Source organism: Thermosynechococcus sp. B1 (genome assembly GCF_030322985.1).
GTDB lineage: Bacteria > Cyanobacteriota > Cyanobacteriia > Thermosynechococcales > Thermosynechococcaceae > Thermosynechococcus.
This window is the reverse complement of record NZ_CP096573.1, coordinates 1,395,232-1,421,177: the sequence shown is the minus strand read 5'-3', so window position 1 is coordinate 1,421,177 and position 25,946 is coordinate 1,395,232. Positions and strand designations below refer to the sequence as shown.

General features: G+C 54.2%; 27 protein-coding genes. 19 read left to right on the top strand and 8 right to left on the bottom strand.

Features of this window, described 5'->3' with window-relative positions:
- Nucleotides 1-43: 43 nt before the first annotated feature.
- The gene (locus M0644_RS07200; protein WP_286625115.1) at nt 44-883 is read left to right on the top strand and encodes a fatty acid desaturase; all 840 of its coding nucleotides are present in this window, start codon (nt 44-46) and stop codon (nt 881-883) included.
- On the opposite strand, the gene M0644_RS07195 is transcribed toward M0644_RS07200, so the two are convergent.
- The gene (locus tag M0644_RS07195) at nt 880-1,623 is read right to left on the bottom strand and encodes a DUF928 domain-containing protein (protein WP_286625114.1); all 744 of its coding nucleotides are present in this window, start codon (nt 1,621-1,623) and stop codon (nt 880-882) included. The two genes, M0644_RS07200 and M0644_RS07195, sit on opposite strands and share 4 nt — an antisense overlap.
- Before the next feature lie 370 nt (nt 1,624-1,993).
- On the opposite strand from M0644_RS07195, the gene M0644_RS07190 reads away from it, so the two are divergent.
- From M0644_RS07190 to M0644_RS07160, 7 genes are all read left to right on the top strand, one after another.
- Nucleotides 1,994-3,673 carry an alpha/beta hydrolase gene (locus tag M0644_RS07190; RefSeq protein WP_286625113.1) on the top strand — a complete coding sequence of 560 codons (1,680 nt, stop codon included), beginning with the start codon at nt 1,994-1,996 and terminating at the stop codon, nt 3,671-3,673.
- On the top strand, nt 3,673-5,169 hold the full coding sequence (locus M0644_RS07185) for a cobyric acid synthase (protein WP_286625112.1): 1,497 nt from the start codon (nt 3,673-3,675) through the stop codon (nt 5,167-5,169). The genes M0644_RS07190 and M0644_RS07185 overlap by 1 nt, the downstream gene beginning before the upstream one ends.
- Before the next feature lie 96 nt (nt 5,170-5,265).
- Complete coding sequence (locus tag M0644_RS07180) at nt 5,266-5,619, top strand: hypothetical protein (RefSeq protein WP_149819466.1); 354 nt, start codon at nt 5,266-5,268, stop codon at nt 5,617-5,619.
- A gap of 37 nt (nt 5,620-5,656) precedes the next feature.
- Nucleotides 5,657-6,676, top strand: coding sequence for an anthranilate phosphoribosyltransferase (gene trpD / locus M0644_RS07175; protein WP_286625111.1), 1,020 nt, complete (start codon nt 5,657-5,659; stop codon nt 6,674-6,676).
- Nucleotides 6,666-7,532 carry a carboxylating nicotinate-nucleotide diphosphorylase gene (gene nadC, locus M0644_RS07170; RefSeq protein ID WP_286625110.1) on the top strand — a complete coding sequence of 289 codons (867 nt, stop codon included), beginning with the start codon at nt 6,666-6,668 and terminating at the stop codon, nt 7,530-7,532. The genes trpD and nadC overlap by 11 nt, the downstream gene beginning before the upstream one ends.
- A gap of 53 nt (nt 7,533-7,585) precedes the next feature.
- Nucleotides 7,586-9,229 carry an ABC transporter permease gene (locus tag M0644_RS07165; RefSeq protein WP_399373702.1) on the top strand — a complete coding sequence of 548 codons (1,644 nt, stop codon included), beginning with the start codon at nt 7,586-7,588 and terminating at the stop codon, nt 9,227-9,229.
- Between the two features lie 72 nt (nt 9,230-9,301).
- Nucleotides 9,302-9,883, top strand: coding sequence for a DUF1997 domain-containing protein (locus M0644_RS07160; protein WP_149819459.1), 582 nt, complete (start codon nt 9,302-9,304; stop codon nt 9,881-9,883).
- Between the two features lie 7 nt (nt 9,884-9,890).
- On the opposite strand, the gene M0644_RS07155 is transcribed toward M0644_RS07160, so the two are convergent.
- Together M0644_RS07155 and M0644_RS07150 are read right to left on the bottom strand one after the other, a co-directional pair.
- A complete protein-coding gene (locus M0644_RS07155) occupies nt 9,891-11,066 on the bottom strand; it encodes a hypothetical protein (protein ID WP_286625108.1) in 1,176 nt (391 codons plus the stop codon).
- Nucleotides 11,067-11,079: 13 nt separating this feature from the next.
- Entirely contained in the window at nt 11,080-11,499 is a 420-nt protein-coding gene (locus M0644_RS07150) for a hypothetical protein (RefSeq protein WP_286625107.1), read from the bottom strand.
- 203 nt (nt 11,500-11,702) lie between these two features.
- On the opposite strand from M0644_RS07150, the gene M0644_RS07145 reads away from it, so the two are divergent.
- On the top strand, nt 11,703-12,608 hold the full coding sequence (locus M0644_RS07145; RefSeq protein ID WP_286625106.1) for a polyphosphate kinase 2 family protein: 906 nt from the start codon (nt 11,703-11,705) through the stop codon (nt 12,606-12,608).
- Between the two features lie 43 nt (nt 12,609-12,651).
- On the opposite strand, the gene radC is transcribed toward M0644_RS07145, so the two are convergent.
- Entirely contained in the window at nt 12,652-13,401 is a 750-nt protein-coding gene (radC, locus tag M0644_RS07140) for a DNA repair protein RadC (protein WP_286625105.1), read from the bottom strand.
- Nucleotides 13,402-13,710: 309 nt separating this feature from the next.
- Between radC and M0644_RS07135 the strand changes: the two genes are divergently transcribed.
- From M0644_RS07135 to M0644_RS07115, 5 genes are all read left to right on the top strand, one after another.
- Nucleotides 13,711-15,462, top strand: a complete 1,752-nt coding sequence (locus tag M0644_RS07135; protein ID WP_286625104.1) for an iron uptake porin — start codon at nt 13,711-13,713, stop codon at nt 15,460-15,462.
- A 155-nt stretch (nt 15,463-15,617) separates the two neighbouring features.
- Nucleotides 15,618-15,953, top strand: a complete 336-nt coding sequence (locus tag M0644_RS07130; RefSeq protein ID WP_286625103.1) for a hypothetical protein — start codon at nt 15,618-15,620, stop codon at nt 15,951-15,953.
- Nucleotides 15,940-16,620 (top strand): 16S rRNA (guanine(527)-N(7))-methyltransferase RsmG, encoded by a 681-nt coding sequence (gene rsmG / locus M0644_RS07125; RefSeq protein WP_286625101.1) that lies wholly within the window; start codon nt 15,940-15,942, stop codon nt 16,618-16,620. Before M0644_RS07130 ends, rsmG begins: the two co-directional genes overlap by 14 nt.
- 179 nt (nt 16,621-16,799) lie before the next feature.
- The gene (locus tag M0644_RS07120) at nt 16,800-17,090 is read left to right on the top strand and encodes a DUF1816 domain-containing protein (protein ID WP_286625099.1); all 291 of its coding nucleotides are present in this window, start codon (nt 16,800-16,802) and stop codon (nt 17,088-17,090) included.
- Nucleotides 17,091-17,185: 95 nt separating this feature from the next.
- Nucleotides 17,186-19,471: a ComEC/Rec2 family competence protein gene (locus M0644_RS07115; RefSeq protein WP_286625097.1), complete on the top strand. Its 2,286-nt coding sequence runs from the start codon at nt 17,186-17,188 to the stop codon at nt 19,469-19,471.
- Here M0644_RS07115 and M0644_RS07110 read toward each other — a convergent pair.
- Genes M0644_RS07110 through M0644_RS07100 form a run of 3 tightly spaced genes read right to left on the bottom strand, consistent with a single transcriptional unit; the run spans nt 19,468 to nt 21,286 of the window.
- A complete protein-coding gene (locus tag M0644_RS07110) occupies nt 19,468-20,676 on the bottom strand; it encodes a GTPase family protein (protein ID WP_286625094.1) in 1,209 nt (402 codons plus the stop codon). The two genes, M0644_RS07115 and M0644_RS07110, sit on opposite strands and share 4 nt — an antisense overlap.
- Nucleotides 20,645-20,926, bottom strand: coding sequence for a DUF2973 domain-containing protein (locus tag M0644_RS07105; RefSeq protein ID WP_149819439.1), 282 nt, complete (start codon nt 20,924-20,926; stop codon nt 20,645-20,647). Before M0644_RS07105 ends, M0644_RS07110 begins: the two co-directional genes overlap by 32 nt.
- Nucleotides 20,927-20,962: 36 nt before the next feature.
- A complete protein-coding gene (locus tag M0644_RS07100) occupies nt 20,963-21,286 on the bottom strand; it encodes a DUF2605 domain-containing protein (RefSeq protein ID WP_286625093.1) in 324 nt (107 codons plus the stop codon).
- Between the two features lie 184 nt (nt 21,287-21,470).
- On the opposite strand from M0644_RS07100, the gene M0644_RS07095 reads away from it, so the two are divergent.
- Together M0644_RS07095 and M0644_RS07090 are read left to right on the top strand one after the other, a co-directional pair.
- Nucleotides 21,471-22,007 (top strand): phycobiliprotein lyase, encoded by a 537-nt coding sequence (locus tag M0644_RS07095; protein ID WP_190278015.1) that lies wholly within the window; start codon nt 21,471-21,473, stop codon nt 22,005-22,007.
- Nucleotides 22,007-22,360: a VOC family protein gene (locus M0644_RS07090; RefSeq protein WP_149819433.1), complete on the top strand. Its 354-nt coding sequence runs from the start codon at nt 22,007-22,009 to the stop codon at nt 22,358-22,360. Before M0644_RS07095 ends, M0644_RS07090 begins: the two co-directional genes overlap by 1 nt.
- Here the strand turns inward: M0644_RS07090 and sfsA are convergent.
- Complete coding sequence (gene sfsA, locus M0644_RS07085) at nt 22,357-23,082, bottom strand: DNA/RNA nuclease SfsA (protein WP_149819431.1); 726 nt, start codon at nt 23,080-23,082, stop codon at nt 22,357-22,359. The genes M0644_RS07090 and sfsA overlap by 4 nt on opposite strands.
- Nucleotides 23,083-23,427: 345 nt before the next feature.
- On the opposite strand from sfsA, the gene M0644_RS07080 reads away from it, so the two are divergent.
- The 3 genes from M0644_RS07080 to M0644_RS07070 are packed head-to-tail and all read left to right on the top strand — an operon-like array spanning nt 23,428 to nt 25,909.
- A complete protein-coding gene (locus M0644_RS07080) occupies nt 23,428-23,763 on the top strand; it encodes a rubredoxin (protein WP_149819429.1) in 336 nt (111 codons plus the stop codon).
- A 25-nt stretch (nt 23,764-23,788) separates the two neighbouring features.
- Nucleotides 23,789-24,796 (top strand): photosynthesis system II assembly factor Ycf48, encoded by a 1,008-nt coding sequence (locus M0644_RS07075; RefSeq protein ID WP_286625088.1) that lies wholly within the window; start codon nt 23,789-23,791, stop codon nt 24,794-24,796.
- A gap of 39 nt (nt 24,797-24,835) precedes the next feature.
- Nucleotides 24,836-25,909: an aromatic ring-hydroxylating dioxygenase subunit alpha gene (locus tag M0644_RS07070; protein ID WP_286625087.1), complete on the top strand. Its 1,074-nt coding sequence runs from the start codon at nt 24,836-24,838 to the stop codon at nt 25,907-25,909.
- Nucleotides 25,910-25,946 lie beyond the last annotated feature (37 nt).

Sequence of the window (25,946 nt, the reverse complement as noted above, 5' to 3'; positions counted from 1 at the left end):
TTCAACTTGCGTCTAAATCTGCAAACGGTGTTGAGGAGTGCCCATGTCATCATCCCTAGAATTCCAACCTGAAACTGCCCGCCTCAATTGGGCTTTTGTGCTTTTTTTAACGACGGTCCATGGCTTAGCCGTAGTTGCCCTCTTCTTTTTCTCTTGGTCAGCCTTGGCGGTCACCATCTTTCTGCACTGGCTCTTTGGTAGTATCGGCATTTGCTTGGGATACCATCGCCTCTTGAGTCACCGCAGTTTTCAAGTGCCCCAGTGGTTGGAGTACATCATTGCTGTTTTGGGTGCCTTGGCCATGCAGGGAGGTCCCATTTTTTGGGTTGCCGGTCACCGCTTGCACCATGCCCACACCGAAGATGAAGTCAAAGATCCCTACTCAGCGCGGCGGGGCTTTTGGTGGAGCCATATGCTCTGGCTGGTCTATCCCCACCGCCAATTTTTTGATGCTGAGGAGTATGCCCGCTATGCCCCGGATTTGACACGAGATGCCTTTTACCGCTGGCTCGATCGCTACTTTTTGCTGCTGCAAGTGCCCCTTGCGTTGCTGCTCTATGGCCTAGGGGGTTGGTCATGGCTGCTGTGGGGGATGTTTGTGCGGGCGGTCTTCCTCTGGCACAGCACTTGGTTTATCAACTCCGTGACCCACAAATGGGGCTACCGCCGCTTCGATACGCCGGATAACTCCCGCAATCTCTGGTGGGCAGCACTCCTTACCTATGGTGAAGGTTGGCACAACAACCACCACGCCTATCCCCACGTGGCCAAGGCCGGCTGGTACTGGTGGGAAGTGGATCCCACATGGTGGGTGATTCGCACGCTCCAAGGACTGGGTCTTGCTTCTAAGGTACAGTTGCCCCCGCCCACAGCATTGTCCTAATTGCCTCGGCTCCGTTGGGCGATCGCCAAATTGCTCAGGCGCTTGAGGCCAACCTCCTCAGCGGTCATTAACTCTGTCCACAGGGCATTCACCTTGGGGTTAGTTGGCTGTTGGTGCCGCAGTTTGACCAATGTCTCGAGGGCATCGTACCACAGACCATGGCTAGCCAGCAGGTTATAGCGTTCTACAGGACTGGTTTGGCGCAGTTGCTTGTTCAAGGTCGCTGGTAGTGCCACCCGCTGTACCCAACCTTCCACAAAGCGAATCTGTGATGGATCAGGATCCCGGGGATTACAAATGAGACTCACCGTCCAGCGGTAATCCACCCCCTCCTGTAGGGGCGGTACGTCACCCGCCAACGTAATACTGTCTAGGCGCGGGCGATGGGCCATCGGAAACTGCTGCTTGTAAATTTGCACCTGCGTCCCATCGGCAAGGTTCTGAAAGAGGGCAAACTCCAGAGCTTGGTAATTATTGGCGGGTAAATACCAGTAAAACGTGGGACGATTGGCTGCCGTTAAACCAATATTGCTTGCTGGTACTAAGGCGGTTAAATCCGGTTCGTTCGCCGCTGTTTGCACTCTACAGACGCCGCGAGTGGCTGCCCCCTCCCGATTCCCCGGCCGGGATAGGTTTTTCGGGGGCGTGAATCCCGCCCAACTCAGACCCGCATCGAGGATGAGTACGGCCAAGCTCCAAGGAACGAAATATCGCAGTGACGTGAACATAAGGCGTTTCATAGGTCAAGATCCTTAATGAAAAGCGGTAGCGGGAAGTGTTAGGGGGGCTTATCGTTAATCTTTGGTCATTTCCCTACCTGCCACACTACTACCATAGGAGTTGGGTGTGGGCTGCGGGGTGATAGCGCCAACGAGAGGGTGATGATGTCCATCACGTACTGGTATTGCGCTGGCTCACAACCTGAGTAGTTTTCCAGACGAGGACAGCACCCTAGCAGTTCCAAAGTGGCGCGGGCATGATGTCAGCAGCAGGCATATTAGCAAAGGGCTATCTCTATACTGGAAAGTACCTATAGAATTTTTGCGCTGAGCGCTGTTCCCACTACTTTTCTAAATTTCTTGATCTAGTGGTGTTGCGTGACTCCTCGCTGTGAACACTCTCTCCCTTAAGTGGTTTCTCTTGCCCCCCCTCAGTGTTGTGGCGGGTCTCAGCATCTTTTTGGCGGGATCAAGGGGGCTGTCGGCAACGGCAGCAGAACGGATTATTTTTCGCTATGGCCCTTTGGAGCGATCGCTCCCCATTGCTGATTTAGAACGCTTTGCTACCACTGGCCAAGCCTCCCCAGAACTCGCCAGCTATTTACGGTTATTGCCGCCTGTGCATCAGCAGCAATTGCGGTTGGCCTTACAAGAACGGCTGCGATTGTCCCCCGTGGCTGTTGCCCAACTGTTGTACTCCCCCCTAGGTCAAGAATTGATGGTGCAAGCGGGTCGGATCCTCGAAACCCAAAGCCGTCAAGAAAATGCCCTTGCCCTGCGATCAGCCCTGATTCTCGCTGCCACTGATCCCAAGGGTCTCACCGCGTTGAGTGTGATGCGCCATTACCCCTCCCGCAGTATCCGCTTTGACCTCAAGGAAGGACTCGTGATTCTCAAAAACTTCCAGCAGACAATCCGCGAAACAGAGACAATTCTGGATGTTGTTCGTCAACAGGCGATCGCAAATCAGCCAGAATCTATTCCTGCCAGTGTGCAATCACTGCTCCAACCGGGGCCTTGGCGGTGGCTAGAGATGCCTTGGACAGCAGTGGATGAATCGCCTCGGCGGTTGCAGTTGACGGGACATTCCCGCCCCATTGCAGCGGATCTCTATCTACCCATCGTTCCTGCGGGACAGCGGGTTCCAGTGGTCATTGTTTCCCATGGACTGGGGGCAAGTCGCTACAGCTATCGCTATTTGTGTCAACATCTGGCCTCCCACGGTTTTGCGGTGATTGCCCTTGAGCACGTTGGTAGCTCGACCCGGCAGGTACTGTCCTTTCCCATGGGCTATGTCAGTCCAAGGATGGCGGCCCAAGAATTTCTGGATCGCCCCCTCGATGTCACGTTTGTCCTCAATCGTTTAGGGACATTTCCTGAGCAACTCTATCCTTGGGCAGGGCGGCTAAATTTGGAGCGGGTGGCAATGATTGGTCAGTCCTTTGGCGGCTACACGGCTCTCACCCTCACGGGGGCACCGTTGGATTTTCAACAACTGCGGCGACATTGCACAAGAAGTGTTCTCGACTCGTTTAATGTGTCACTGCTGCTCCAATGCCAAGCGCAAGCATTACCACCAAAGGTCTATTCCCTACAGGATCCCCGTGTGCAAGCGGTGATTGCTGTTAACCCGATTACCAGTGCTGTCTTTAGTCCTGAATCCTTGAGGCAGTTGAAAATTCCCGTTATGTTTGTGGCTGCCAGTGACGATACGATCGCCCCAGCGGTCGAGGAGCAAATTTATCCCTTTACATGGCTGACGACGCCCGATCGCTACTTGGTGTTGATAGACGATGCCACCCATTTTTCAACCATTGGTGAGGCGGGTCAAAATGAACCGGTGTTGCCTGTGCCCCAGTCACTTGTCGGTGCCATGCCCCCGCGATCGCGCACCTATCTGCGAGGATTGAGCTTAGCCTTTTTACGCTTGCACCTTCTAGGGGATGAACAGGCACGGCAATGGCTGACACCGGCCGCAGCAATGGCGTTGAGTTCGCCCACCCATGGCCTGAACCTGACCCAATCCCTAGCCCCAGAACTGTTGGAAAAGGTTCCACAGGCAGCGAAGTAATGATCAACTCGACTGTGAATGCTAAATCCCTGATGGTAGTGGGAACCACGTCCCATGCGGGTAAATCTCTCCTCACAGCGGTGATTTGTCGTTGGCTGGCGCAGCAGGGCTACCGTGTCACTCCCTTTAAGGGACAGAATATGGCCTTGAATGCTTACGTCACCCGTGAGGGCGGTGAAATTGGCTATGCCCAAGCAATGCAGGCCTGGGCGGCAGGGATAGAACCCGAAGTGGCGATGAACCCGATTCTCCTCAAGCCCCAAGGCAACATGACCTCCCAAGTGATTCTCAAGGGGCAGGTGGCGGGGGTCACCCAAGCAGCAGACTACTATCGGGACTATTTTGAGCGGGGTTGGCAGGCGATTACCGAGGCCTTGGCGGATCTGCGACAACGCTTTGACTGGATTGTGTGTGAAGGTGCAGGGTCACCCGCAGAAGTCAATCTCAAGCACCGCGATCTCACCAATATGCGGGTGGCCACCTATCTTGGGGCACCGACGATCCTTGTGGCGGATATTGATCGGGGGGGCGTCTTTGCCCATATTGTCGGGACATTGATGCTTCTTGATCCTGCTGAGCGATCGCTCATTCAGGGGATTGTCATTAATAAATTTCGTGGCCAGCGATCGCTCCTTGACAGTGGTGTGCAATGGCTAGAGGAGACTACAGGAGTACCGGTTTTAGGGGTGATTCCCTGGCTCGAGCACCACTACGCTGCCGAGGATTCTCTCGATCTGTGGGATCCGCGTCCCCAACGCCAAGGCGCCGACCTCAAAATCACCGTCATTCGGCTGCCGCGCATTGCCAACTTCACCGATGTGGATCCCCTCCTAGCGGAACCCAGTGTTTCCCTTGAGTTTCTACCCCCCCATCGTCCCTTGGGGCAACCCGATGCCGTGATCCTGCCGGGGACGAAAACGACGATTGCTGATCTCCACGTCCTACGGCAAACGGGGATGGCAGAGCAACTACAAGCCTACGCTGCCCAAGGGGGAACCATTCTCGGTATTTGCGGTGGGTGGCAGATTTTGGGTATCACCATCAGCGATCCTCTAGGCCTAGAGGGCTGCCCCGGCACCTATAAAGGACTGGGACTCATGCCACTGCACACGCAATTGGGGGTAAGCAAATGTACCCAGCAACAACAAACCCAATCCATTTATTTCCCCTGTCCTGAGCCGATCGTGGGCTATGAACTTCACCAAGGCCAAAGTGAATACACAGGTGATCTCAACGGTTGGCAGCCCCTTTTTTCTGCTTCAGAACTCGGCCTTGTTAACACAGCGGGCACGCTTTGGGGCACCTACCTGCATGGGCTATTGGAAAATGGTGCTTGGCGTCGCCATTGGCTAAATGGGTTGCGATCGCGCCGTCAACTGCCCCCCCTACCCACAGCCATTCCCCACTATGCCGAGCAACGGACTGTTGCACTGGATCAACTTACAGAAGCCGTGATGGCTCATCTGAACCTAGAGAGCATTTGTAAATTATGTTGATGTAAAAATTTCAAATTGTTAGCAATTGTCATCCCTTGCAAATGACTCCCCTAGACTGAGGAACGATGTGCTGATGATAGGGAGTGCAAAAGAACAATGACAGTGGCTGCTTCTTGGTCAGTGGGAATCTTAATTGTTTCAGCGATCGCCGCTCTGAGTGGCTTAAGCTGGCTCTTGTACACAGCTTATCAAGAGGAAAAACAATGTCCCCTGCGGGAGTATTCCCCCCAAGAGGCCTATGGTGAAACCCTTTGGCGCATGATCTTTGTCTATTGGCTCGTCTATTGTGGTGCGCGGGGTCTGCAAATCGCTGTACCATTAGAAGGCACCGATTTAGGTCAAATGTGCAAAATCACCGCACTCTTGGCCTTTTTGCTCACCACCTCTTCGCTGCTTTGCTTACCGATGCACTATTGGCAGGCACGTCAGCGCCAGCAACAACTCAATTAAGTCTAATTCAGTCTCGATTCTCTGCCGACACAGTTCAATGTGGTCTGACCTGCTCCAACAACTCCTCGATCGCCAAGCCCTGACGCAAGAGCAGGCCACCCAGTTAATGCAAGGATGGCTGGCAGCAGAAATTCCCGATGCCCTCGCCGGTGCCATTCTCACGGCACTCCAGTTCAAGGGGCTGACAGTTGAGGAACTCACGGGCATGGCCAAGGTATTGTTGGCGCAGTCCGCTGGTGCGCCGCTAAATTTAGCCGAACCCCTCATTGATACCTGCGGCACTGGGGGCGATCGCGCGGGTACCTTTAATATCTCCACAGCGGTTGCCTTTGTTGTCGCAGCAGCCGGTGTCAAAGTGGCTAAGCACGGCAATCGTTCCGTCTCTAGCCGCGTCGGTTCAGCGGATGTCCTTGAGTGCCTTGGGATCAATCTTGCCCACAGCGATCCCGCCTTTTTGCTCAAGGAAGTGGGGATTACGTTCCTCTTTGCCCCCGGTTGGCATCCCGCCATGAAAGCCGTGGCTCCCCTGCGCCGTACCCTGAAAATTCGCACCGTCTTTAATCTCCTCGGTCCTTTGGTGAATCCGCTCCACCCCACAGGGCAGGTGATTGGTGTCTTTAGCGATCGCTATCTTGAAGCCATGGCCGGCGCCCTCCAACGTCTCGGACGCCAACGCGGGATTGTCCTCTATGGTCGCGAAGGAGTGGATGAAGCCACCCTCGGCAATATGACCGATCTTGTCATGTTTAGTAGCCCTGAGGAATCGCTGCGCCAAGAAGTCCTTGATCCCCAAGCCTTGGGACTCGCCAGTGCCCCCCTGAGGGATCTGGCTGGGGGAGATGTCCAGACCAATGCCGAGATTCTTACCCAAGTTCTGCAGGGCAAAGGCACAACGGCTCAGCAGGATGTGGTGGCGCTCAATGCCGCCTTAGCTCTCTACGTGGCAGCAGTCGTTCAAGATTGGTGGGAAGGGGTGGATCAGGCAAAGGCGATTCTGGCCAGTGGCGCCGCATGGGACAAGTTACAGACATTGGTGACGCTCTCCAATGAATCCTAGGGTGTTTGCCTATTTGCCGCCGTGGTGTGTCTTAGATCCCCTCTTGGATCAATGGTTACAGGAGGACATCGGTCGGGGCGATCGCACCACCCAAGCCCTGCATCTTCAGGATCGCCAAGGAAAAGCCCACATCCGTCTCAAAAGTCAGGGAGTGATTGCCGGTCTGCCCATTGTGGAGCGGGTGTTTCAACGCCTGACAGCAGCAGTAGTATTTACCTACGAGCAGGCTGAGGGCACCCTTTGTGAGGCGCCGACAATTGTTGCTCGCATTGAAGCTCCCCTAGAAACCTTACTCCTTGGCGAACGGCTGGCCCTCAATTGCTTGATGCGCCTCAGTGGCATTGCCACCCTCACCCATACCTATGCCCAGCAAATTGCTGACTTGCCGACGCAACTCGTCGATACCCGCAAAACAACGCCCGGACTGCGCCTGTTAGAAAAATATGCAGTGGCGGTGGGGGGCGGTGTCAACCATCGCTTTGGCCTTGACGATGCAATTATGATCAAGGACAACCACATTGTGGCAGCGGGGGGCATCACGGCTGCGGTTGAAAAAGTCCGCCAAGCCAGTCCCTTTCCCTTGGCGATTGAGGTGGAAACCGAGACCCTAGAGCAGGTGCGTGAAGCGGTTTCCCTTGGGGTGGATGGGATCATGCTCGACAATATGCCGATTCCAGAGATGGCAAAAGCCGTGGCCTTGATTCGTGCTGCAGCTCCCCACATTAAAATTGAGGCCTCTGGCAATATCACCTTGGAAACCTTGCGCTCGGTGGCCTTGACGGGGGTAGACTACATCTCCACCAGCGCGATGATCACGCGTTCCCCTTGGCTAGACTTTAGTTTGACCATTCTTTGAGTCCTGTCCACCTCTTGCCCACAACGTCAGTACCTATTTTGGGAGGTTGCCCGATGTTGAAATCCATGAGAATGCCGCAGCTGGTTCAGCTCAAACCCTGGGAGTTAGTGGTGTCGCTGATTGCAGTGGTGATTGCGGTACCGATTTTGGTCATTCTCAGTCAACTCTTTGTGAATACGGGTGACACTTGGCACCATTTGGCCACAACCGTTTTACCCGACTATTTACTCAACTCCCTCTGGCTGATGTTGGGGGTGGGAGCAGGGGTGATTGTCATTGGTGTCAGTACTGCTTGGCTGGTCACCAACTGTCAGTTTTGGGGGGTGCGCTGGTGGCAATGGCTACTGTTAACCCCCTTGGCAGCACCCGCCTATGTTTTGGCCTATACCTATACGGAGTTTTTCGCCTTTGAAGGTCCCATTCAGGGGTGGCTACGGGAGGTGACAGGCTGGGGCTACGGTGACTACTGGTTTCCCAATATCCGCTCCCTTGGCGGGGCGATCGCCATGCTCACCCTCGTTCTCTATCCCTATGTCTTTCTCTTGGCGCGGGTAGCCTTTTTGGAGCAGGCCACCTGTAGCTTAGAGGCCAGTCGTTCCCTTGGCTGTGGGCCTTGGCGCAGCTTTTGGACGGTGGCGCTGCCCCTTGCTCGGCCAGCGATCGCTGCGGGTACAAGCCTCGCCCTCATGGAAACCCTGAATGATTTTGGTACTGTGCAGTACTTTGGTGTGGATACCTTCACCGTCGGCATTTACCGCACTTGGTTTGGCATGGGCGATCGCGTGGCGGCGGCGCAGTTGGCCTCAGTTTTGGTGGTGATTGTTTTTGCCCTGCTGCTCGTGGAGAAATGGTCTCGGGGCAAGGCACGCTATTACAATCGCGGGGGCGATCGCCCCATTCCCTACGTGCTCAAAGGCTGGCGAGCCGCTTTGGCTTGGCTGGTCTGTGCCCTACCGGTGTTCTTTGGTCTTCTACTCCCCGGCGGGTTACTCCTCTACTTGGCCATCAGCTACCAACAACTGCACCTCAGCCGTGAATTTTTAGAACACGCCAGCCACAGCTTGATTTTGGCCACCCTCTCTGCGGTTTTGGCGGTGGGCATTGCCCTGCTCTTGGCCTATGGGCATCGCTTGCTGCCAACGGTTTGGGTGCGTTGGGGAACACAGATTGCGGCGATGGGCTATGCCATTCCCGGTACGGTGATTGCGGTGGGGATTCTCATGCCCTTGGGGTGGCTAGATAACGTCATTAACGATGTCACTGAGCACCTGTGGGGGGTGGAAGTGGGCTTGATTCTCAGTGGCACAATCACAGCCCTGATCTATGCCTACTTGGTACGCTTTTTGGCGGTTTCCTTGGGCAGTGTGGAGGCCAGCCTAGTGAAGATTCGTCCGTCCTTGGATGAGGTGGCGCGGACATTGGGGCGATCGCCCTGGAATATTCTGCGCACGGTTCACTTGCCGCTGATGGTGCCCGGCCTTTTTACCGCTGCCCTGATGGTCTTTGTCGATGTGATGAAGGAATTGCCTGCAACATTGGTGATTCGTCCCTTTAACTTTGATACCCTAGCCATACAGGTTTACCGCTTTGCCTCTGATGAGCAACTTCCCGAAGCCGCCTTAAGTGCTTTGGCCTTGGTGGTCGTCGGTCTCATTCCGGTCATTTGGCTGGGACGGCAAACCCGCTGGGCAGATTAGGGAGTTCGGTTTACCGTTTACCAATCTTCTTAATAATTCGTTACATTAGAAACAACGTTCGCTAGGTGTGCTATGTACTTAGAATTTAAGGCCAGCCAATCTGTGCGCCTCAGTATTGAAACACCCACGGCTCCCTTGCAGCACTACCTGCGCCAACCCCAGCGGCTTGTCTATGCCCTCACCGATCCAACCCGAGTGGAATTTTTGGGTAGCGATCGCTTTCGCCTCAAGATGCGTCCCCTTAACTTTCTCATGGTCAGCTTGCAGCCCACGGTGGATCTGGCTGTCCATGCTAATAGCGATGGCTCTTTACAATTGCGCTCCCTCGGCTGTGAAATTCGCGGCGTGGACTACATTAATCGCCGCTTTCACCTTGCCCTCGAAGGTTACTTGTCTCCCCAAGCAACGGCAAACGGCACGGATTTGATTGGTCTAGCTGACTTGCAGGTGGGCGTGGATATTCCGCCGCCTTTGGATCTCACACCGCGCCCGATTCTCGAAGCCACCGGCAATGGCTTACTCAAGAGCGTTCTGTTAACGATGAAACAACGCCTCAGTCAACACCTTGTCGCCGATTATCAACGCTGGCTCACGGAAGTGGAAACCAATGGCAGTGGCGATTGGCTCACGCCTGTCCCTGTCAGTTCCAGCTAAAACTTCCCTACAGATAGACCTGCTTGGTGCTGAGTAATTGCCCAAGGCCAAAGAGTCCCCGCTGGCAACCCCTTGCAGCAGCACCAATGGCCAAGGCATCCAAGCGCTCTAGTTGGGGGGGACGATTGACAAAGACAAGGGGGGTTTGCACCTGCTGATAAAAGGCACGGCAGTCTTCGTAGCTGCTGGCAATAATCCCACTGGCGGCGCTGCCATACTGGTGAATCCAATGCACTGCGGCGGTGAGATCCTCTTCGTAGTGCCACGCCAAGCGTTGATCCAGATAGGGGAGCGGCCACTCACTGGCGTCCACGAGGGGAATTTCGGGATAGTTGCGGTGTAAGTGCTCATCCACCCCCTGCTTGTAGCCCGCTTGGGTCAGTTCATTGATCACAAATGCCAGATGGGAGGGATTGACATTACCGAGCACAATGACCTTTTCAATGGCAAGGGCGCGATCGGGATTGGCTTGGTGGCTGTGCTGAATACAGTTGAGGACACTCTCTGGCGACACCGAACCATCCCAAACCAGATAGGTATTCCCAAGGGAAAGAGAGACCAAGGGACAGCGAGCAGCAGCGCGTTGCTCGGCCACAAAGCGGGAGCGGCCATAGACAAGGGCGAGATCAACAGCGACGGGATCCGCAAGCCAACTGGTTGGACTCAGGGAGAGGGTTTGAATGGTGGCTTTGGGCAGACTGGTTTTACTGAGGGCGGCCTCGATGAGACTGGCGATCGCCCCAGCAGTATAGCGGCTACTTTCACCACTCCAGAGCACAAGGGCATTTCCCGTTTTGAGGGCCATGCCCGCCAGCATCAAACTTAAAGTAGGTAGCCCTTCATAGACCAAGGCCACCACCCCTAGGGGCACGGCATACTGAAACCGCTCGGGTCGCGTTGGCAATGATTGCTGCCATGGATCTGCAGCATGGTAGAGGTGCTCTAGCCACTGGCGAATACGGTGCAGGCGCTCATGGGTCAGCCGTAGCCAGCCAAGAACAATCTGGGACACTGCTAAATCGCGGCTAGATTCAAGATCGAGCGTATTTTGCTCCAACAGGAGGGGTTCTGCTGTTGCCAACTCCTCAATCAATCGCCGAAGAGCGTCCTGACGGAGGGCATAGCTAACTTGGCTGAGGTGTGTACTGGCGACCCGCGCCCCCCTTAGCGGCTCAGGCAACATGGCCGTAGCGCATTCAACGACGGGAGAGGGCAATCCAGACTAGAAATGCCGGCATCAGTGCAATCAGCAGGGAGGCAATGATCCATAGCAGCCCTTCAGGTTTTAAGGACAATTGTAGAAGTAAGGGCAGCCAGAGGAGAATAGGCATCAATAAAAAGAAGCTCAGGCCAATCGCAAAATACCAATAGCTTTCTGAGAAGCCCCGCTGCAACTGATTCCACTGCAATCCTGTCCAATACCATGCGCGTTTGTAGGGATAGGTGGTGGCCAACTGCTCAATCGAATAGCCATCGGGACGGACGACAAAAATTTGCTGACAGCGCCGACAGCCAAAAGCTTCCGTGAGGGCGATCGGCATCAACTCCCCTTGGCGACGACAGGGGCAGGGGTAACTTGCATCGAGATCCAGTTTGTGAGGTTTAATCGGAGCCACGGTGGCTGTCCAAAACGCAAACGACAGAAAATGATTCGATGGCGGGCGATCGCTCGCCTACTGATACAGCATACAAAGAGAATTCTGTTTTGCCTGTGACTTATACAATTTGTTAAAGATAGCCGCGAAAGGGGGATATTTCGATTTTTCTGCAATGAGAGAATGTATGCTAGGATACAGTTCTGCCGCAACCCCTCCTGATCATGATTCCCCAAGATTTTCTCGACCAAATTAACCCCGATCGCTACATTGTTCCCGTGGGGGGGAAATTTCACTGGCAGGACTATGATCCTGCGGATACCGCTGGCCTCAAAAGCAAAGTCGAAGCCCAAGAACTCCTTGCCGCTGGCATTAAGAAGCTAGCCGCTTACCAAGATGTTCTCTATGCCCAGAATATCTATGCGCTGCTGATTATTTTCCAAGCGATGGATGCAGCGGGCAAAGACAGCACGATCAAACACGTCATGAGTGGCATTAACCCCCAAGGCTGTCAGGTGTATAGCTTTAAGGCACCGAGTGCCGAGGAGTTGGATCATGACTTTTTGTGGCGAGCCAACCGCGCATTGCCAGAGCGAGGCTGTATTGGTATTTTTAATCGCTCCTATTACGAAGAAGTTCTTGTGGTGCGGGTGCACCCCGATTTGCTCAATCGCCAGCAACTTCCCCCCGAAACCAAGACCAAGCACATCTGGAAAGAGCGCTTTGAGGACATTAATCACTACGAACGTTACTTAACCCGCAATGGCATTCTCATCCTCAAGTTTTTCCTGAATATCTCCAAAGCAGAGCAAAAAAAACGCTTTTTGGAGCGCATTAGTCGCCCGGAAAAGAACTGGAAATTTTCGATTGATGACGTGCGCGATCGCGCCCACTGGGACGACTATCGAGCGGCCTATGCCGATGTCTTTCGCCACACCAGCACTGAATGGGCACCGTGGCACATTATTCCCGCCAATCGCAAGTGGTTTGCGCGGCTGATGGTGGCTCACTTCATTTATCAAAAGTTAGCGAGTTTGAACCTACACTACCCAATTGTTAGTGAAGCCCACAAAGAGCAGTTACTGGAAGCCAAGGCATTACTGGAAAACGAACCTGACGACGAGGAATAACGGCTGCCACTGCCTCCCGAAATCGAGGAGCTTGGGAACATCCTTAGGCAGATCCATCCCCTTGGGGAACCTCTTGCCATAGGGAGGTTGTTTCCCGGAGGCTTTGGTAATCGCCATTGCCGAGAATCAAATGATCCAGCACTGGAATCCCGATGAGCTGTCCCGCTTGCAGAATTTGTTTGGTTAAGTCCAGATCCGCTTGACTGGGAGAGAGATTGCCTGAGGGATGGTTGTGGGCAATGATCAGGCGGCTCGCATTGCGACGCACCGCTTCACGGAAAACTTCGCGGGGATGGACAAGCGTTTCTGTGGCGGTTCCCACGGTAATCACATGAGACCCCAATAGGCGATGGCGCACATCCAGCAAGAGAACGGCAAAGCGTTCCGTCGGTTGCCACATGAGATCAGTACTGAGGACAGCGGCAGCAAGGGCAGGATTATCAATGATCGTTTGCTCCCCCGGTCGCGACTGAAAGACCCGCTTCCCCAACTCCACAGCCGCCAGAATGGTCGTGGCTTTGGCGGGGCCAACACCAGGGATGGCCATCAATTCCTCTGGGGTAATGTCGCGTAAAAGGCTCACGGCATCGGTACTGTTACCACTGCGCTCCCCCAACTGTTTGAGGATAAATTGTCCTAAGCCCACGGCTGAGAGTTTGCCCGCCCCTTGACCAGTCCCCAGTAAAATCGCCAACAGTTCTGCGGAACTGAGATAGCGGGCACCTTGGCTGAGTAGCTTTTCACGGGGGCGATCGCCGACGGGCAGATCAGCAACACGGAGGGAGTAGGACATGACAGCAGCGATCAACAGAGTTGCTAAAAAGCATACCAAGGTTTCCTCACAGCAGCGTTGGGACTGGTTTAGAGAAATTTGCAAGAAGTAGTTGACTTTTATTTGCAAGTAGTTCAAGCTAAAGAAAGTAAAGAAACCGTTTTCCTCTGTTCAGCCTCAATGAACGTATTGCGAATCTACTCCTAACTTTTCCTAGGGGGCAGGTGAGAGTTGCCTGTTCAGAAGTGCTGGGGGCGATCGCCCGATTGCCCTTGAATATCCTATAAATCGAGGCTTGCAGATACTTTGATCATGATTGAGGAGTGAATAATGGCGAGATCGATCGCGGTCTGGCTGGGGCTAGCTTTGGCTCCTGCGTGGGGAATGTCAGCAGCATTAGCTGCGAATCAGTTACAAGACATACCCCATACGAATGATGTGAGTGCTTCTGGATTTCTTGATGATAAGTTGCAACAAGTCACTCGTTCAGTAAAATCCCCCTTGCAAGTGGCACAAGTGCCAGCAGTGGCGGACTTAGAGGCTCAAGCTCCCCGACTCCCTGCCCCCGCGCCGTCTTTGGGAATGCAGCGGACAATGCCGCAAGTGACCTCAGTGAATCAACTCTCGGATGTGCGCCCCACGGACTGGGCCTATCAAGCCTTGGCCTCACTGGTGGAGAAATATGGCTGCATTGCCGGTTATCCCGATGGCACTTTCCGTGGCAATCGTGCCGCCACACGCTTTGAGATGGCTGCAGCCTTGAACGCCTGCTTGGATGTGATCAGCGATCGCTTTGCCAGCAAGGAAGATCTGGCCACCCTTCAGCGGCTAGCAGAGGAGTTTAGTAGCGAATTAGCGGTGATCAAGGGACGGGTGACAAATCTAGAAGGTCGCGTTGCCAACCTTGAAGCAACCCAATTTTCCACCACTACTAAACTACGCGCTTCAGTCATCTTCAATGTGTCCGATGTTCTCACAGGGACTCGCTCCCTGCCAGCACCCAATCGCGGGCCCACCATCGAGGACAATACCGTTGCTACCTACCGCGCTCGGCTGAACTTTGACACCAGCTTCTATGGCAGAGATGTCCTGCGAGTGCGTATCCAAGCGGCCAACATGCCCAGATACGACGGTGCTAATCTTACAAACACAAATATGGCGCGTCTTGGCTACGATACCAACACCAATGGGCAATTCCGAATCGACGACCTTTACTATCGCACCCCCCTTACTAGGCGCCTATTCCTTGCCTTTGATGCATCAGCAGGCAATTTCGACAAGAACGTCTTCACCTTTAACCCTCTCTTGCAGTCCGGTGAAACGGGAGCCATTAGCCGGTTTGGTCGCTTTAACCCCCTCTATCGCTTTGGTGGCGGCGCTGGCTTAACACTGCGCTATACCCTCCTTGAAAATAGAGAGCGGGGCACTGGCCTAACCCTAAATCTGAGCTATCAGGCACCGAACGCAGCTAATCCGGATCGAAATACACCAAATACTAATGGTCTCTTCGACGGTGCCTATGCCGCCTTGGCCCAACTCGACTGGCGACCTGCGAAGAACCTCGCCATGGGATTTACCTATGTGCGCTCCTTTGGTGTCGGTGTTGCTGGCGGAACGGGAAGCAGTGGGTTTGCCGGCTCTGCTGCCAACCCCATCGGCAATAACGCCAATGCAGCCGCCGATAACTTTGGCTTTCAGTTTACCTATCGCCCCATTCAAAAATTCAACATTGCAGGCTGGGTCGGCTACTCCAATGTCTATCAGGTACAAGGATTCACAGGCCCACGGCGAGAAGCAGAAGTCTTAAACTGGGCCGCCACCTTTGCTGTACCGGACATCTGGCGCAAGGGCGATGTTCTGGGTTTAATTGTCGGTCAACCCCCACAAACCATTAGCGTTCGCAATGTAGCGGGTGCACCGGGGGCAACCTTTAACTCCTATCACATCGAAGGGCTATACCGTATTCCGATCTCGCGGAATATTTCAATTACACCTGGCCTCATTGCCGTGGTCAATTCCAACAGCAACAGTAACAACGCGCCGCTGCTTCTGGGGGTTGTGCGAACGACATTTAGCTTCTAGCTGTCCCTAGCTAATGAGGAAATGGACGCCCTACCCCTAGGGGGGTGGGGTTTTTGTTTGCGAGTTGCTGCAAAAGATCAAAGGCAGCATTTGCTAAGGTAAGGGTACCAGTTGTGCAGTTATGAATGAGTGAGTACGTTTAGGAGCCTACCGCCATGTCTGAAGAACAAGTTCCACCCACAACCACTGAAGAACCGGTTGCTGCTGCCGAGTCATCCAACCCTGAGCCCGCTGGAGAAACCGTCAGTGCTGAGGAGGTGATTGAAGCAGCCAAAGAACTGCTGGCGGCTCTCCAGCGCTTTGCCGCCGCTCAGTTAAAAGCCCTGCCAGCGGATGTACAGAAAGCCCTTGAAACGGCGATCGCAGAGCTGAAGTCGAATGCTGATACCGTCTCTAGCCATGTCAAGGATTTTGAGGAGCGACTCAAAGCGGCGTGGGAGGTGCTAACAGCAAAGAAAGAGTTGCCCAGTGGTGGTGATGGCGAGTCCTAGGCCGTTATTGCTTGAGCCATTCCCTTGGCAGGAGACCCTCCAGTGGCAACCCACACCCCAACAGCAGGAACAGTTCCAACGCTTCTATGGGGCAATCCTCGCAGCCAACCAAGGGATCAACTTGACGCGGATTACGGCAGTCCCTGATTTCTGGGAGAAGCACCTCTGGGATTCGTTGCGGGGGATTTTGCCATGGCTTCAGCCTACTGGGGGAACACCTTGGGGAACTAAGATTCAACAGGTCATTGATATTGGCAGTGGCGGTGGTTTTCCGGGGGTACCGGTGGCGATCGCCCGCCCCGATTGGTCAGTGACACTCCTTGAAGCAACCCAAAAGAAAGTCAAATTTTTGCACTCTCTCCCTTCAAGTGTTGGTTTGGCCAACATTCAGCCGCAATGGGGACGGGCAGAAGCCCATGAGCGCCGCTATGATTTGGCCTTGATTCGAGCCGTCGGTGATGTGGCTCGTTGTTGTGCCTATGGGTTACCCCTATTGCGATCGGGGGGCATTTTAGTCCTGTACCGAGGTCAGTGGAGCAAAGAGGATGCCCAAACCCTAGGAACCCTGCTGCCGCGATACCGCAGTCAACTCCTAGAGATTCAGGCCTTTGCCACCCCCTTGAGCCATGCCCAGCGCCACTGCGTTTACCTTCAGCGTCAGGGTTGAATGAGTGATCTTGTCCTCGTGGGGACTCTTGATGTAAATAAATATGACAATTGATGGTTTGGAATTTTCGCCATACACATTTAGGGGGGGATCAGTTATACACAAATAGAGAGCAAACCAACAGATGTATTGAATTGATTGGTTGGGGCAATTTGGCAAGTTTCGGAGGAATACCGTCAATGTTTAGCGATAATAATACAGGTTTTACAAACTGGCTCGCCGATCTCGTCAATGGTATGGGTCTGGCATGGTGGGTCAAGATAGAAACGAAAACCCCCCCCTGCACCTACTACTTTGGCCCTTTTCTGACACCCATGGAGGCGGAAAAAGAGAAGGATGGCTACATTGAGGACTTGAAGGCTGAGGGCGCAGAGGGACTTGAGGTCAGTGTCGTGCGCTGCCGTCCTGAAGAGGTGACCATTGACGCCGAAAAAAAGACGCGGGTGCCCCTTAGTGTTGGCATGACATAGGTTAAAGTCTGAATTGGTTCTAAAACTCTGTCCCTACAGCATGATGCCGTCTTAAAGTTTCTCCTAAGTCTCTGGACGCCAACCCCAACAAGGCTATGTTCAGCATTACCAAGGCGGATGGAATTCTCTGGGCGATCGCCTTTATTACGGGGTGTGTTTTCAGTCTCTTTCAGTGGGGTTGGCTGGGGGTCTTGGCCCTAGGAGGGATGCTCTACAGCGGGCGGCGCTGGGGCGGCAAGATTTGGCTGCGCCTGCCTTCGAGTCAAAGTTTCGCGATCGCCACCGGGGTTGCCCTTTTAGCGATGGCCTATGTGTGGCTGCGCACGCCCCAGCCGGGGGTGAATGACATCAGCAGTTTAGTGCCCCGTCTTGAGGGGTTGAACCTACCGTCAACGGTGCTCGTCGAGGGGCGTGTTGAAACCACACCACTACCTAATCGCGCTGGGCGACGACGCTTTTTCCTAGGGGTGGAGCGCTATCAAAATCTCAGTCAAGTACCGGCCCAAAGTGAGGTGCTGCAAGGGAGAGCCAGTGGCCGCCTCTATGTGACACTGCCAGCAGCGGAAGGGGCAAAGCTACATCCCAGCCAACGGATCCAGATTTCGGGGCGGCTCTATCTGCCTCGTGGGGGGGGCAGTGAGTTTTTTCGTGCCTTTAACTTTCGGCGGCAGCTTCAGTTACAGCACACCTTTGCTGGCTTAGCAGGCAACAAGGTCACGATTTTGGATCAGGGATCACCTTGGGGGTTGTGGGCACTGCGGCAGCGGATTATCCAAGTCCATGCCCAAGGGTTGGGCGATCGCTATGGTGCGGTGGTCTCGGCAATGGTGCTGGGGAACCGCGCGGTGGCCATTCCCTTTGAGGTGCGCGACAGCTTTCGGCGCGTGGGGCTATCCCATGCTCTGGCGGCCTCGGGGTTTCATACGGCGATTTTGTTGGCAGTTGTCTTGGCGGTGACGCGTTTCCTGCCGCAGCAGTGGCGCTATGGTTTGGGGGCTGGGGTCTTGGTGCTCTTTGCCTGTTTGAGTGGGTTTGCCCCCTCAGCAATTCGCGCTGTGTTGATGGGCTTGGCGGGTCTGGTGGCTTTGGTGAATGGTCAAAAGGGGCAACCCCTCGTGATTCTGCTGGCGATCGCCACTGCCATGCTGATCTACAATCCCCTGTGGATTGAGGACATTGGCTTTCAGTTGAGCTTCCTAGCCACCTTGGGTCTCATTGTCAGTGCTCAACCGATCAGCGATCGCCTCGATTGGTTGCCAACACCCCTGCGCAACTTTGTCGCGGTACCCCTCGCGGCCACCCTCTGGGTACTGCCCCTCTCTTTGGCAATCTTCGGTATTTTCCCGGTGTATGGTCTGCTGGCTAATGTCCTTGCCAATCTGCCCCTGGTTCTCTTGACGGTTGGCGGCTTCATCAGTGCCATGATCGGCCTCCTCGTTCCGCCTGTGGGATCGGCGCTTGCTTGGCTCCTCTACTACCCCACAGCTTTCCTCCTGTGGCTGATTCAAACCATCGGCCAGTGGCCGGGGGCAACGATCGCCCTTGGCAGTTTGGGTTGGCTGCAAGTTGTTGTTCTCTATGGCCTGATTGTCCTTGGGTGGCTGAGTCCTCGCTGGCGGCGCCGTTGGTTTTTGCTGTTTACCCTTGGTGTCACTCTGGTTCTCGTGCCCTTTATTCTGCGCCAAAATACCCTCTTTCAAGCTACGGTTCTCGCCAATACACAGGTGCCGACACTGGTGATTCAGCAACCAGCGGGGACAGTCGTCATTAATGGGGGAGATCCCCAAGGGCTAACGGCTTTCTTGGCTCAAGAGGGCATTAACCGCATTGATTGGGCGGTGGCCAGCGATCGCCAGTACCGTCAACAACAGGGCTGGCGCGAGATTCATGGGATCACCCCAATTCGCCAGTTTACGGATGTGCCAACGGCCAAGAGTGATCCTGCCTACCGGGAAATGTTGACCACCCTCAAGGTGCCCCATCAATCGCTTCCCCTGCGGCAACCCGTTCAACTGGGTCAGGTGAAAATTACTGTCCTGCGGGCGGATCCGGCTATCTTGACCTTGGAGATGGGCAACAGTCAGTGGCTCTTTGTCAGTGATCCCAGTCGCGATGCCGCTCAAACGGATTGGCTGGCCGTGACGCCCGTGGAGCCACCGCAGGTTCTCTGGTGGTGGGGGCGAAAATTAACGCCACGCCTCTTTGAGATTGTCAAGCCGCGCAGTGTCATTCTTAGTCGCAACGCCCTTGATCCCGCGATCGCCCGCTATCTAAAGGAGAAAGAAATTCCCTATTTTGTGGTCGGAGAAGCCGGGGAAGTGCGCTGGCAGGCCGATGGCTCCCTGAAGGCCAATGCCCCTCAAAACGATGGCTTGATTTAGGACTCGCTTTGGCGCAAGCGTAAATGTGCGGTTGCCAATGTTTCTTGGAGTACCTGCTGAATGCGCTGCGGATCGGGGGTTTTGCCCCCCATCACGTCGCCAAAATAGACACAGGCGGCTTCCCCCAAGGCCCAAGTATAGGCCGCCGCCCAAGAGGCAGACAGCACCGATCCCAAACCCGGAATCAATTTAATCAACTGTTGCCCCACCAACCGCGCCACAAATCCGCCGCCAATTGTGGTCAAGATGCCCCCGGCTTGGGAAGGCGAAAGGGTCTGACCGTACAACTGCCCCAGCAGCACCACCATCACCACCTGCACCCCCACAAGGACTGGCATCGTGGCAAAGGGCAAAGGCACTGCCGCCAAGGTTCCCGCCATCACTGCAAAGGGGGCAATGTAGCGCCGCCCCACCTGACGATAGAGGGGAGCCAGTTGATCACTGAGATGGGATTGGGCGATCAGCTCGCGGAGCAGTTGGGCTTCTGCTTTGGGCAGCACTGCCTCTAGGGTTGTAGCAAGGGTCTCAAAGCCATAAAAAACAGGGGTGTAGCCGTCTTCCTCCAACGTAAAGTCAAGGGGAATGACGCGATCGCTAATGTCAGCAAAGCGCTCCTTATGGCCAGCGATCGCCAAATTAACCTCAGGAATCTCTGGGGGATAGGGGGGATGATTTTCTTGGTTGGGGGGATACAGCTCGTGCAGACAGGTAATGGCCAAAATAAACGGAATCTCTGGATGAGCCTTCTTCAGTGCCTTTGCCACTTGGTGCAGGCGATCGCCCGCAAAATCCGTTACCTTGACCGTCAAAATAATCACTCGTGCCCGTTGACTTTGCTGCAACAGGTGATCCAATTCCGCCACCACCTCAGCCGTTTGCGCTGGCGTTTCCCCCAAGCCCACTGTATCCGTGAAGGTGAGCAGTGGCAGTTCAGCCGTGGGATAGTCATAGCGCTGTGTTTGCCGCGTATGGGGACGAAACCCCGCCCCGACAATACTGGCATCGGCACCCGTCATTGCCCGCACAATCGAACTTTTCCCCGATTGAGGTTTGCCAATCAGCAAGACCTCCGTCGCCGCTAATTCCTGCCGTGCCCTAGCCAAGACCTCCGCCAGTGCCGTTGCATCCACCTGAAACCAGCGGGTCAGGAACTGCCCATAGGAGCCTAAGAATTTAGGCTTGGGTTTCTCCACGGGCGTCGTCACCGTAGCTGGGGGATTCGCGGTAGATCGCATCCAGTTGGGCACGGGCATCCTCCACACTGAGAGAGCGCATCACCAACAGGGGCTCATCAATCACATGACCATCGCTATCTAACAGTTCGGGATGGGTCACCCGTGGCGGTGAAAATTGGCGTTGTGATTCAATGCCGAGGGTCAACAAACTGCGAATCAGATTAGCCATGGCCAGTAGTGCCAAGACCGTAAAGGCAACAATATAGATCAACTGCAACATGAAGAGAGCACCTCCGAGCCAAGCGCCGAGAATGGTTTAAGCGTCACAAGATTTGGATAAGCGATAGTGGTGGGCAACCTGCCAGCACTCCATCAAGAGCGTATGCCACTGCATCAGTACCTGTGTATCAACCCCCACTTGGCCGTCCGTTGCCCGAAAGAGGCTTTGGGTAGCAATCACATCATTGAGGGCCGTCTCCACCCGTTCAAGGAGTGCCTGCTGTTCCGCCACGTTCAAGAAGGGAATCACTTCTGTCTGCAAGAGCGATCGCGATCGCGTGAACCAGTACTGAAAATCTTCGAGTAGCGGCTCCAGCAAGACCTTAAGCAGTTGAGGTTCAGGTAAATTTGAGTGCAGCATAGGGATTGATGAGGGCGACCTACTTCTATCTTAAATCTTAAACTCGTTTACATATTGTTACATTGTTAATCTTTGACTGCATCTTTCCTCAGCGCGATCGTTTGGAAGGAATCGAAGAGACGGTGTACCCTAAAAAAAGACTCAAAAATACTGCTCTTGTCCCCATTACATAGTGTGCGCAGGTATGGACATCCGCGACTTTTTTGCCCAAAGTGCTGGCCGCTGGTTTTCCCAACGTACCAGTCATCACTTGGCCTTTAAGCAAACTGAGTCAGGCAAGTCTCAGTTAACCATTGAATTACTGTCTGTGGATGATCCTGCGGTCATTGCCCTGTGTCAGCAATATGACATGGATCCCGCTTGGGCAGTGTGCGGTGCACGGGTCAGTTGGGACGGCACGATGGAATGGGACAGCGAGAAGCACGAAGGCTCAACGGTACTGGTGCCGATCATGGATCAGGGGTCACGGATGGAAGGCAAGCTCCTGCGGGAAATGGGCTATGCCGAAAAAGCACCGGTTGCCGGTCGCTTCAGTATGGGCAGTGATGGTGCCCTAACACTGATTACCGAATACGAAACCATGTACTCTGAAGAGCGCCTTTGGTTTGCCAGTCCCAATCTACGCCTGCGCACTAGTATTCTCAAGCGCTTTGGTGGCTTTAGTATGGCCTCCTTTTGCTCAGAAATTCGCTTAGGGGTGACGCAACCCGCCAATTCCTGATGGTCTTTCTCCACGTTGCTATTAACGTCACGGATTTGGAGCGAGCTGCGGCCTTCTATGAAGGGTTGCTGGGTCTTACCCCCGTCGATCGCCCCCTGAAATTCCCCGGCCGCTGGTATCAAATCGGTACGGTGCAAATTCATCTCATCCCAGCGGAGCAGGTGGTTGATCCCTGTCAAGATCAGCGGTGGGGACGTAACCCCCACTTTGCTCTTGGCGTAACTGATTTAGCCAGTCTCGAACAACGCCTAGTGGCAGCCCAAATTCCCTTGCAGCGCAGTGCCTCAGGACGAACCGCAATCTTTGTCGCAGATCCCGATGGCAATCTGATTGAACTTAGCCAAGTGTCCTAGAGTACCAGCTTGGCCGTTCCCAAAAACTGAATGCCCGTTGGCTCAATGGCAAAACGATAGGGCAAAATTTCCACCCCTTGGTTGTAGGCGGCGCGTAAGAGTTGTCCATAGGTGGGATCGGCACTGTCTCCCGGCGCAAAGCGATCGCAATCACCGCGATTAATAAAGTAGAGCATACACACACGAGTGTCAGGTTGGGTTTGCCGTAGCCATTGCAGTTCCCGCAGATGCTTTTGACCTCGCATGGTCACCGTATCAGGAAACAGGGCTAACCCCCCTTGCGCCCAAGTGGTATTTTTCACCTCAACATAGGCAGGGGGCTGTTGGGGATGATCCGCCAAGTAAAAGTCAATGCGGCTGCGCTCTTGACCATAGGCCACCTCTCGCTGCTGAGTGCCGTACCCAGCTAGTTCCGGTAGGATGCCTGCCGCCAATGCGGAAGCAATCACCCGATTCGGCAAACTCGTATTTACCCCCACCCACGTGCCATCAACGAAAATCATTTCCCACGTATAGGCCAGCTTGCGCTTGGGATCTGCATGGTAGGAGACTTGAACGGGGGCACCCACTTGGCAGATTCCTGTCATCGGCCCTGTATTCGGGCAGTGGGCTGTGATGCGATCGCCAGAGGTCAACTCAATCTCCGCAAAAAATCGCTGATAGCGCCGACAGAGAATTCCTGCTTGGAGCGGTGGATAGTGCCAACACAATGTGGGAGTCACAGGCGACCCGTAGAAAGTGCAGGTCTCTATTCTACCCCCAAAAGTAAAATGCCAGCCCCCTTGGTGATATGGAAGCCAGCATTCTACGGAATATTAAAGGAGATTTAAGGTTAAGGTCTATATGGGCTGACCTCAATTGAATACCCCTATCATGGCATCACTTCTTGGCAGGGCTGGCTTCCCTAATCTTTTCTTTATATTTATGTTGCAAAGGTCTGATCTTTCGTTACATGTCTTAGAGTTTCGCAGTATTGTCCTGAAAACTCCCCTGTCCTCATCACAAGAAACGCCCCTAAATCCCGTAGTATTAAGATGTATGTCGCAAATCTTAAAAATTTCTGAGGTATGACCGCCGAAACCCCTGATGTTGCGCCCTTAGATCGGTTTGAGTGCCGTGCCTGCGGCTACATCTATGAACCCTCAAAGGGAGACGAAAATCGCTCGATTCCGCCGGGGACAGCCTTTGCTGATCTCCCCGTAAACTGGCGGTGTCCAGTGTGCAGTGCTCCGAAAAAGCAATTTAGCAACATTGGACCTGTGGGATCCCCCTCAGGCTTCAAGGAAAATCTGAACTACGGCTTGGGTGTGAATCGCCTCACCCCCGGCCAAAAAAATATCCTCATTTTTGGTGGTCTTGCCCTTGCCGTTCTTTTTCTACTGAGTTTCTATAATGTTCGCTAAACAAATTGACAGTTATTGGCAAAAAATGAAAGGAATCAAGTTCCTGCATTGGCTACTGGTGACCGTTGTCCTCTGGATGAGCCTGAGTACCTCTGCCCTTGCCATCCCCGCCTTGGACTACAACCCTTGGGAAGCCATCCAACTACCAACCACCTCAACCATTCTCGATATGAGCTTTATTGACCGTAATCACGGTTGGTTGGTGGGTGCCAATGCCACACTGATGGAAACTCGCGACGGTGGTCAAACTTGGGAACCCCGTACGCTGGTTTTAGATAATCCCGACTATCGCTTCAACAGCGTTAGCTTCCAAGGGAACGAGGGCTGGATTGTCGGTGAGCCACCCATTATGCTGCACACGACCGATGGTGGCCAATCTTGGAGTCAAATTCCCCTCAATCCCAAACTCCCCGGCTCACCCCGCCTGATCAAAGCCCTCGGCAATGGCGCTGCGGAAATGATGACCGATGTAGGCGCCATTTACCGTACCAAAGACAGCGGCAAAAACTGGCAAGCATTAGTCCAAGAAGCCATTGGGGTCATGCGCAACCTCAACCGTTCGCCCTCTGGGGAGTATGTGGCTGTCTCCTCGCGGGGGAGCTTTTACTCCACGTGGGAACCAGGACAAACCGCTTGGCAACCCCACAATCGCACCACCTCGCGCCGTGTCCACAATATGGGCTTTACCCCGGATGGTCGGCTCTGGATGATTGTCAATGGCGGTAAAATTGCCTTCTCTGATCCAGACAATTCCGAAAACTGGGGAGAACTGCTGAGTCCCCTGCGTCGCAATAGTGTTGGCTTCCTTGATCTGGCCTATCGCACACCCAATGAAGTATGGCTAGCAGGGGGTGCTGGGGTACTGCTCTGTAGCCAAGATGGTGGCCAAACGTGGCAGCAGGATGTGGACGTGAAAAAAGTCCCCTCCAACTTTTATAAAATTCTCTTCTTTAGTCCTGATCAAGGGTTCATTATTGGCCAGAAGGGGATCTTGCTGCGGTATGTGACTGACTTGACGGCTGCTTCGGCGTAACGTAGAAAATAACTGCCGAGCATCTGGTAGAGTCTGGTTATGAACTCCCGCAGCACTTCATTCTCCCTCCATGAGGGTAGTAGTTTCTTGCGCAATATCTGGTACTATGGCCTGCCAGCCGCTGACCTCAAGCCGGGTCGCTGCCAAGCCAAGGTGCTTTTAGGGGAGCCTATTCTCTTCTGCCGTACCACTTCAGGCAAGCCCTTTGCGCTGCGCAATCTCTGCCCTCACCGTGGCATTCCCCTGCACTATGGTCACTTTGATGGGGAAGAGGTGGAGTGCCCCTACCACGGCTGGCGCTTCAATGCCCACGGCCACTGTACGCTGATTCCCTCCCTGACCAGTGATAGTGATGTGGATCTCAAGCACTTTGGTGTGTTGAGTTATCCCGTACGCGAGGTGCAGGGCAATCTCTGGATTTTTTTGCCGGCCAATGAGCGCAATGTTAGTGAACCCACGCTAGAGGTTCCCCTTGTGCCCGGATTTAGCGCCGAGACCCAACCCCAAGCGGTGCAAAAATTCATCTTTCCGGGACATCTGGATCAGGTGTTTATTAACTTTATGGATCCCTCCCATGCGCCCTTTGTCCATGGGGCGTGGTGGTGGCGCAAGCGGGGCAAGCTCTTTGAGAAGGCAAAAACCTTTGATCCGTCGCCCTATGGCTTTACCATGCGCCGCCATCCCCTGTTGCGCAAGTCGTGGGCACACCATATTTTAGGTGGCCATCCTGAGGTGGAAATTATCTATCGGCTGCCGGGGATTCGCATCGAAACCAACTATAGCGATCGCCACACCTTTTGCTTTCTGATTACCCTTACCCCCATCAACGATCAGGAGACTGAACTCACCGCCACCTACTACTGGACTTTTCCGTGGCTCGCCCCCCTGAAACCGCTACTGGCTCCCTTAGCGCGGGAATTTCTCAACCAAGATTTGCGCATTGTGGCCAAGCAAAGCGAAGGCCTAAAGTACAAGCCACCGTTGACGCTTATCAAAGAGGCCGATTACCAAGCTAAATGGTATTACCAGCTTAAGCGGGAGTACGAGAAAGCCACCCAAGAGGGACGGGAATTTGTCAACCCCTTGAAAACCCAAGTCCTACGCTGGCGCTAAAGGCAGCAGCCCCTCTGGTACGATCAGAGGGTTAGAT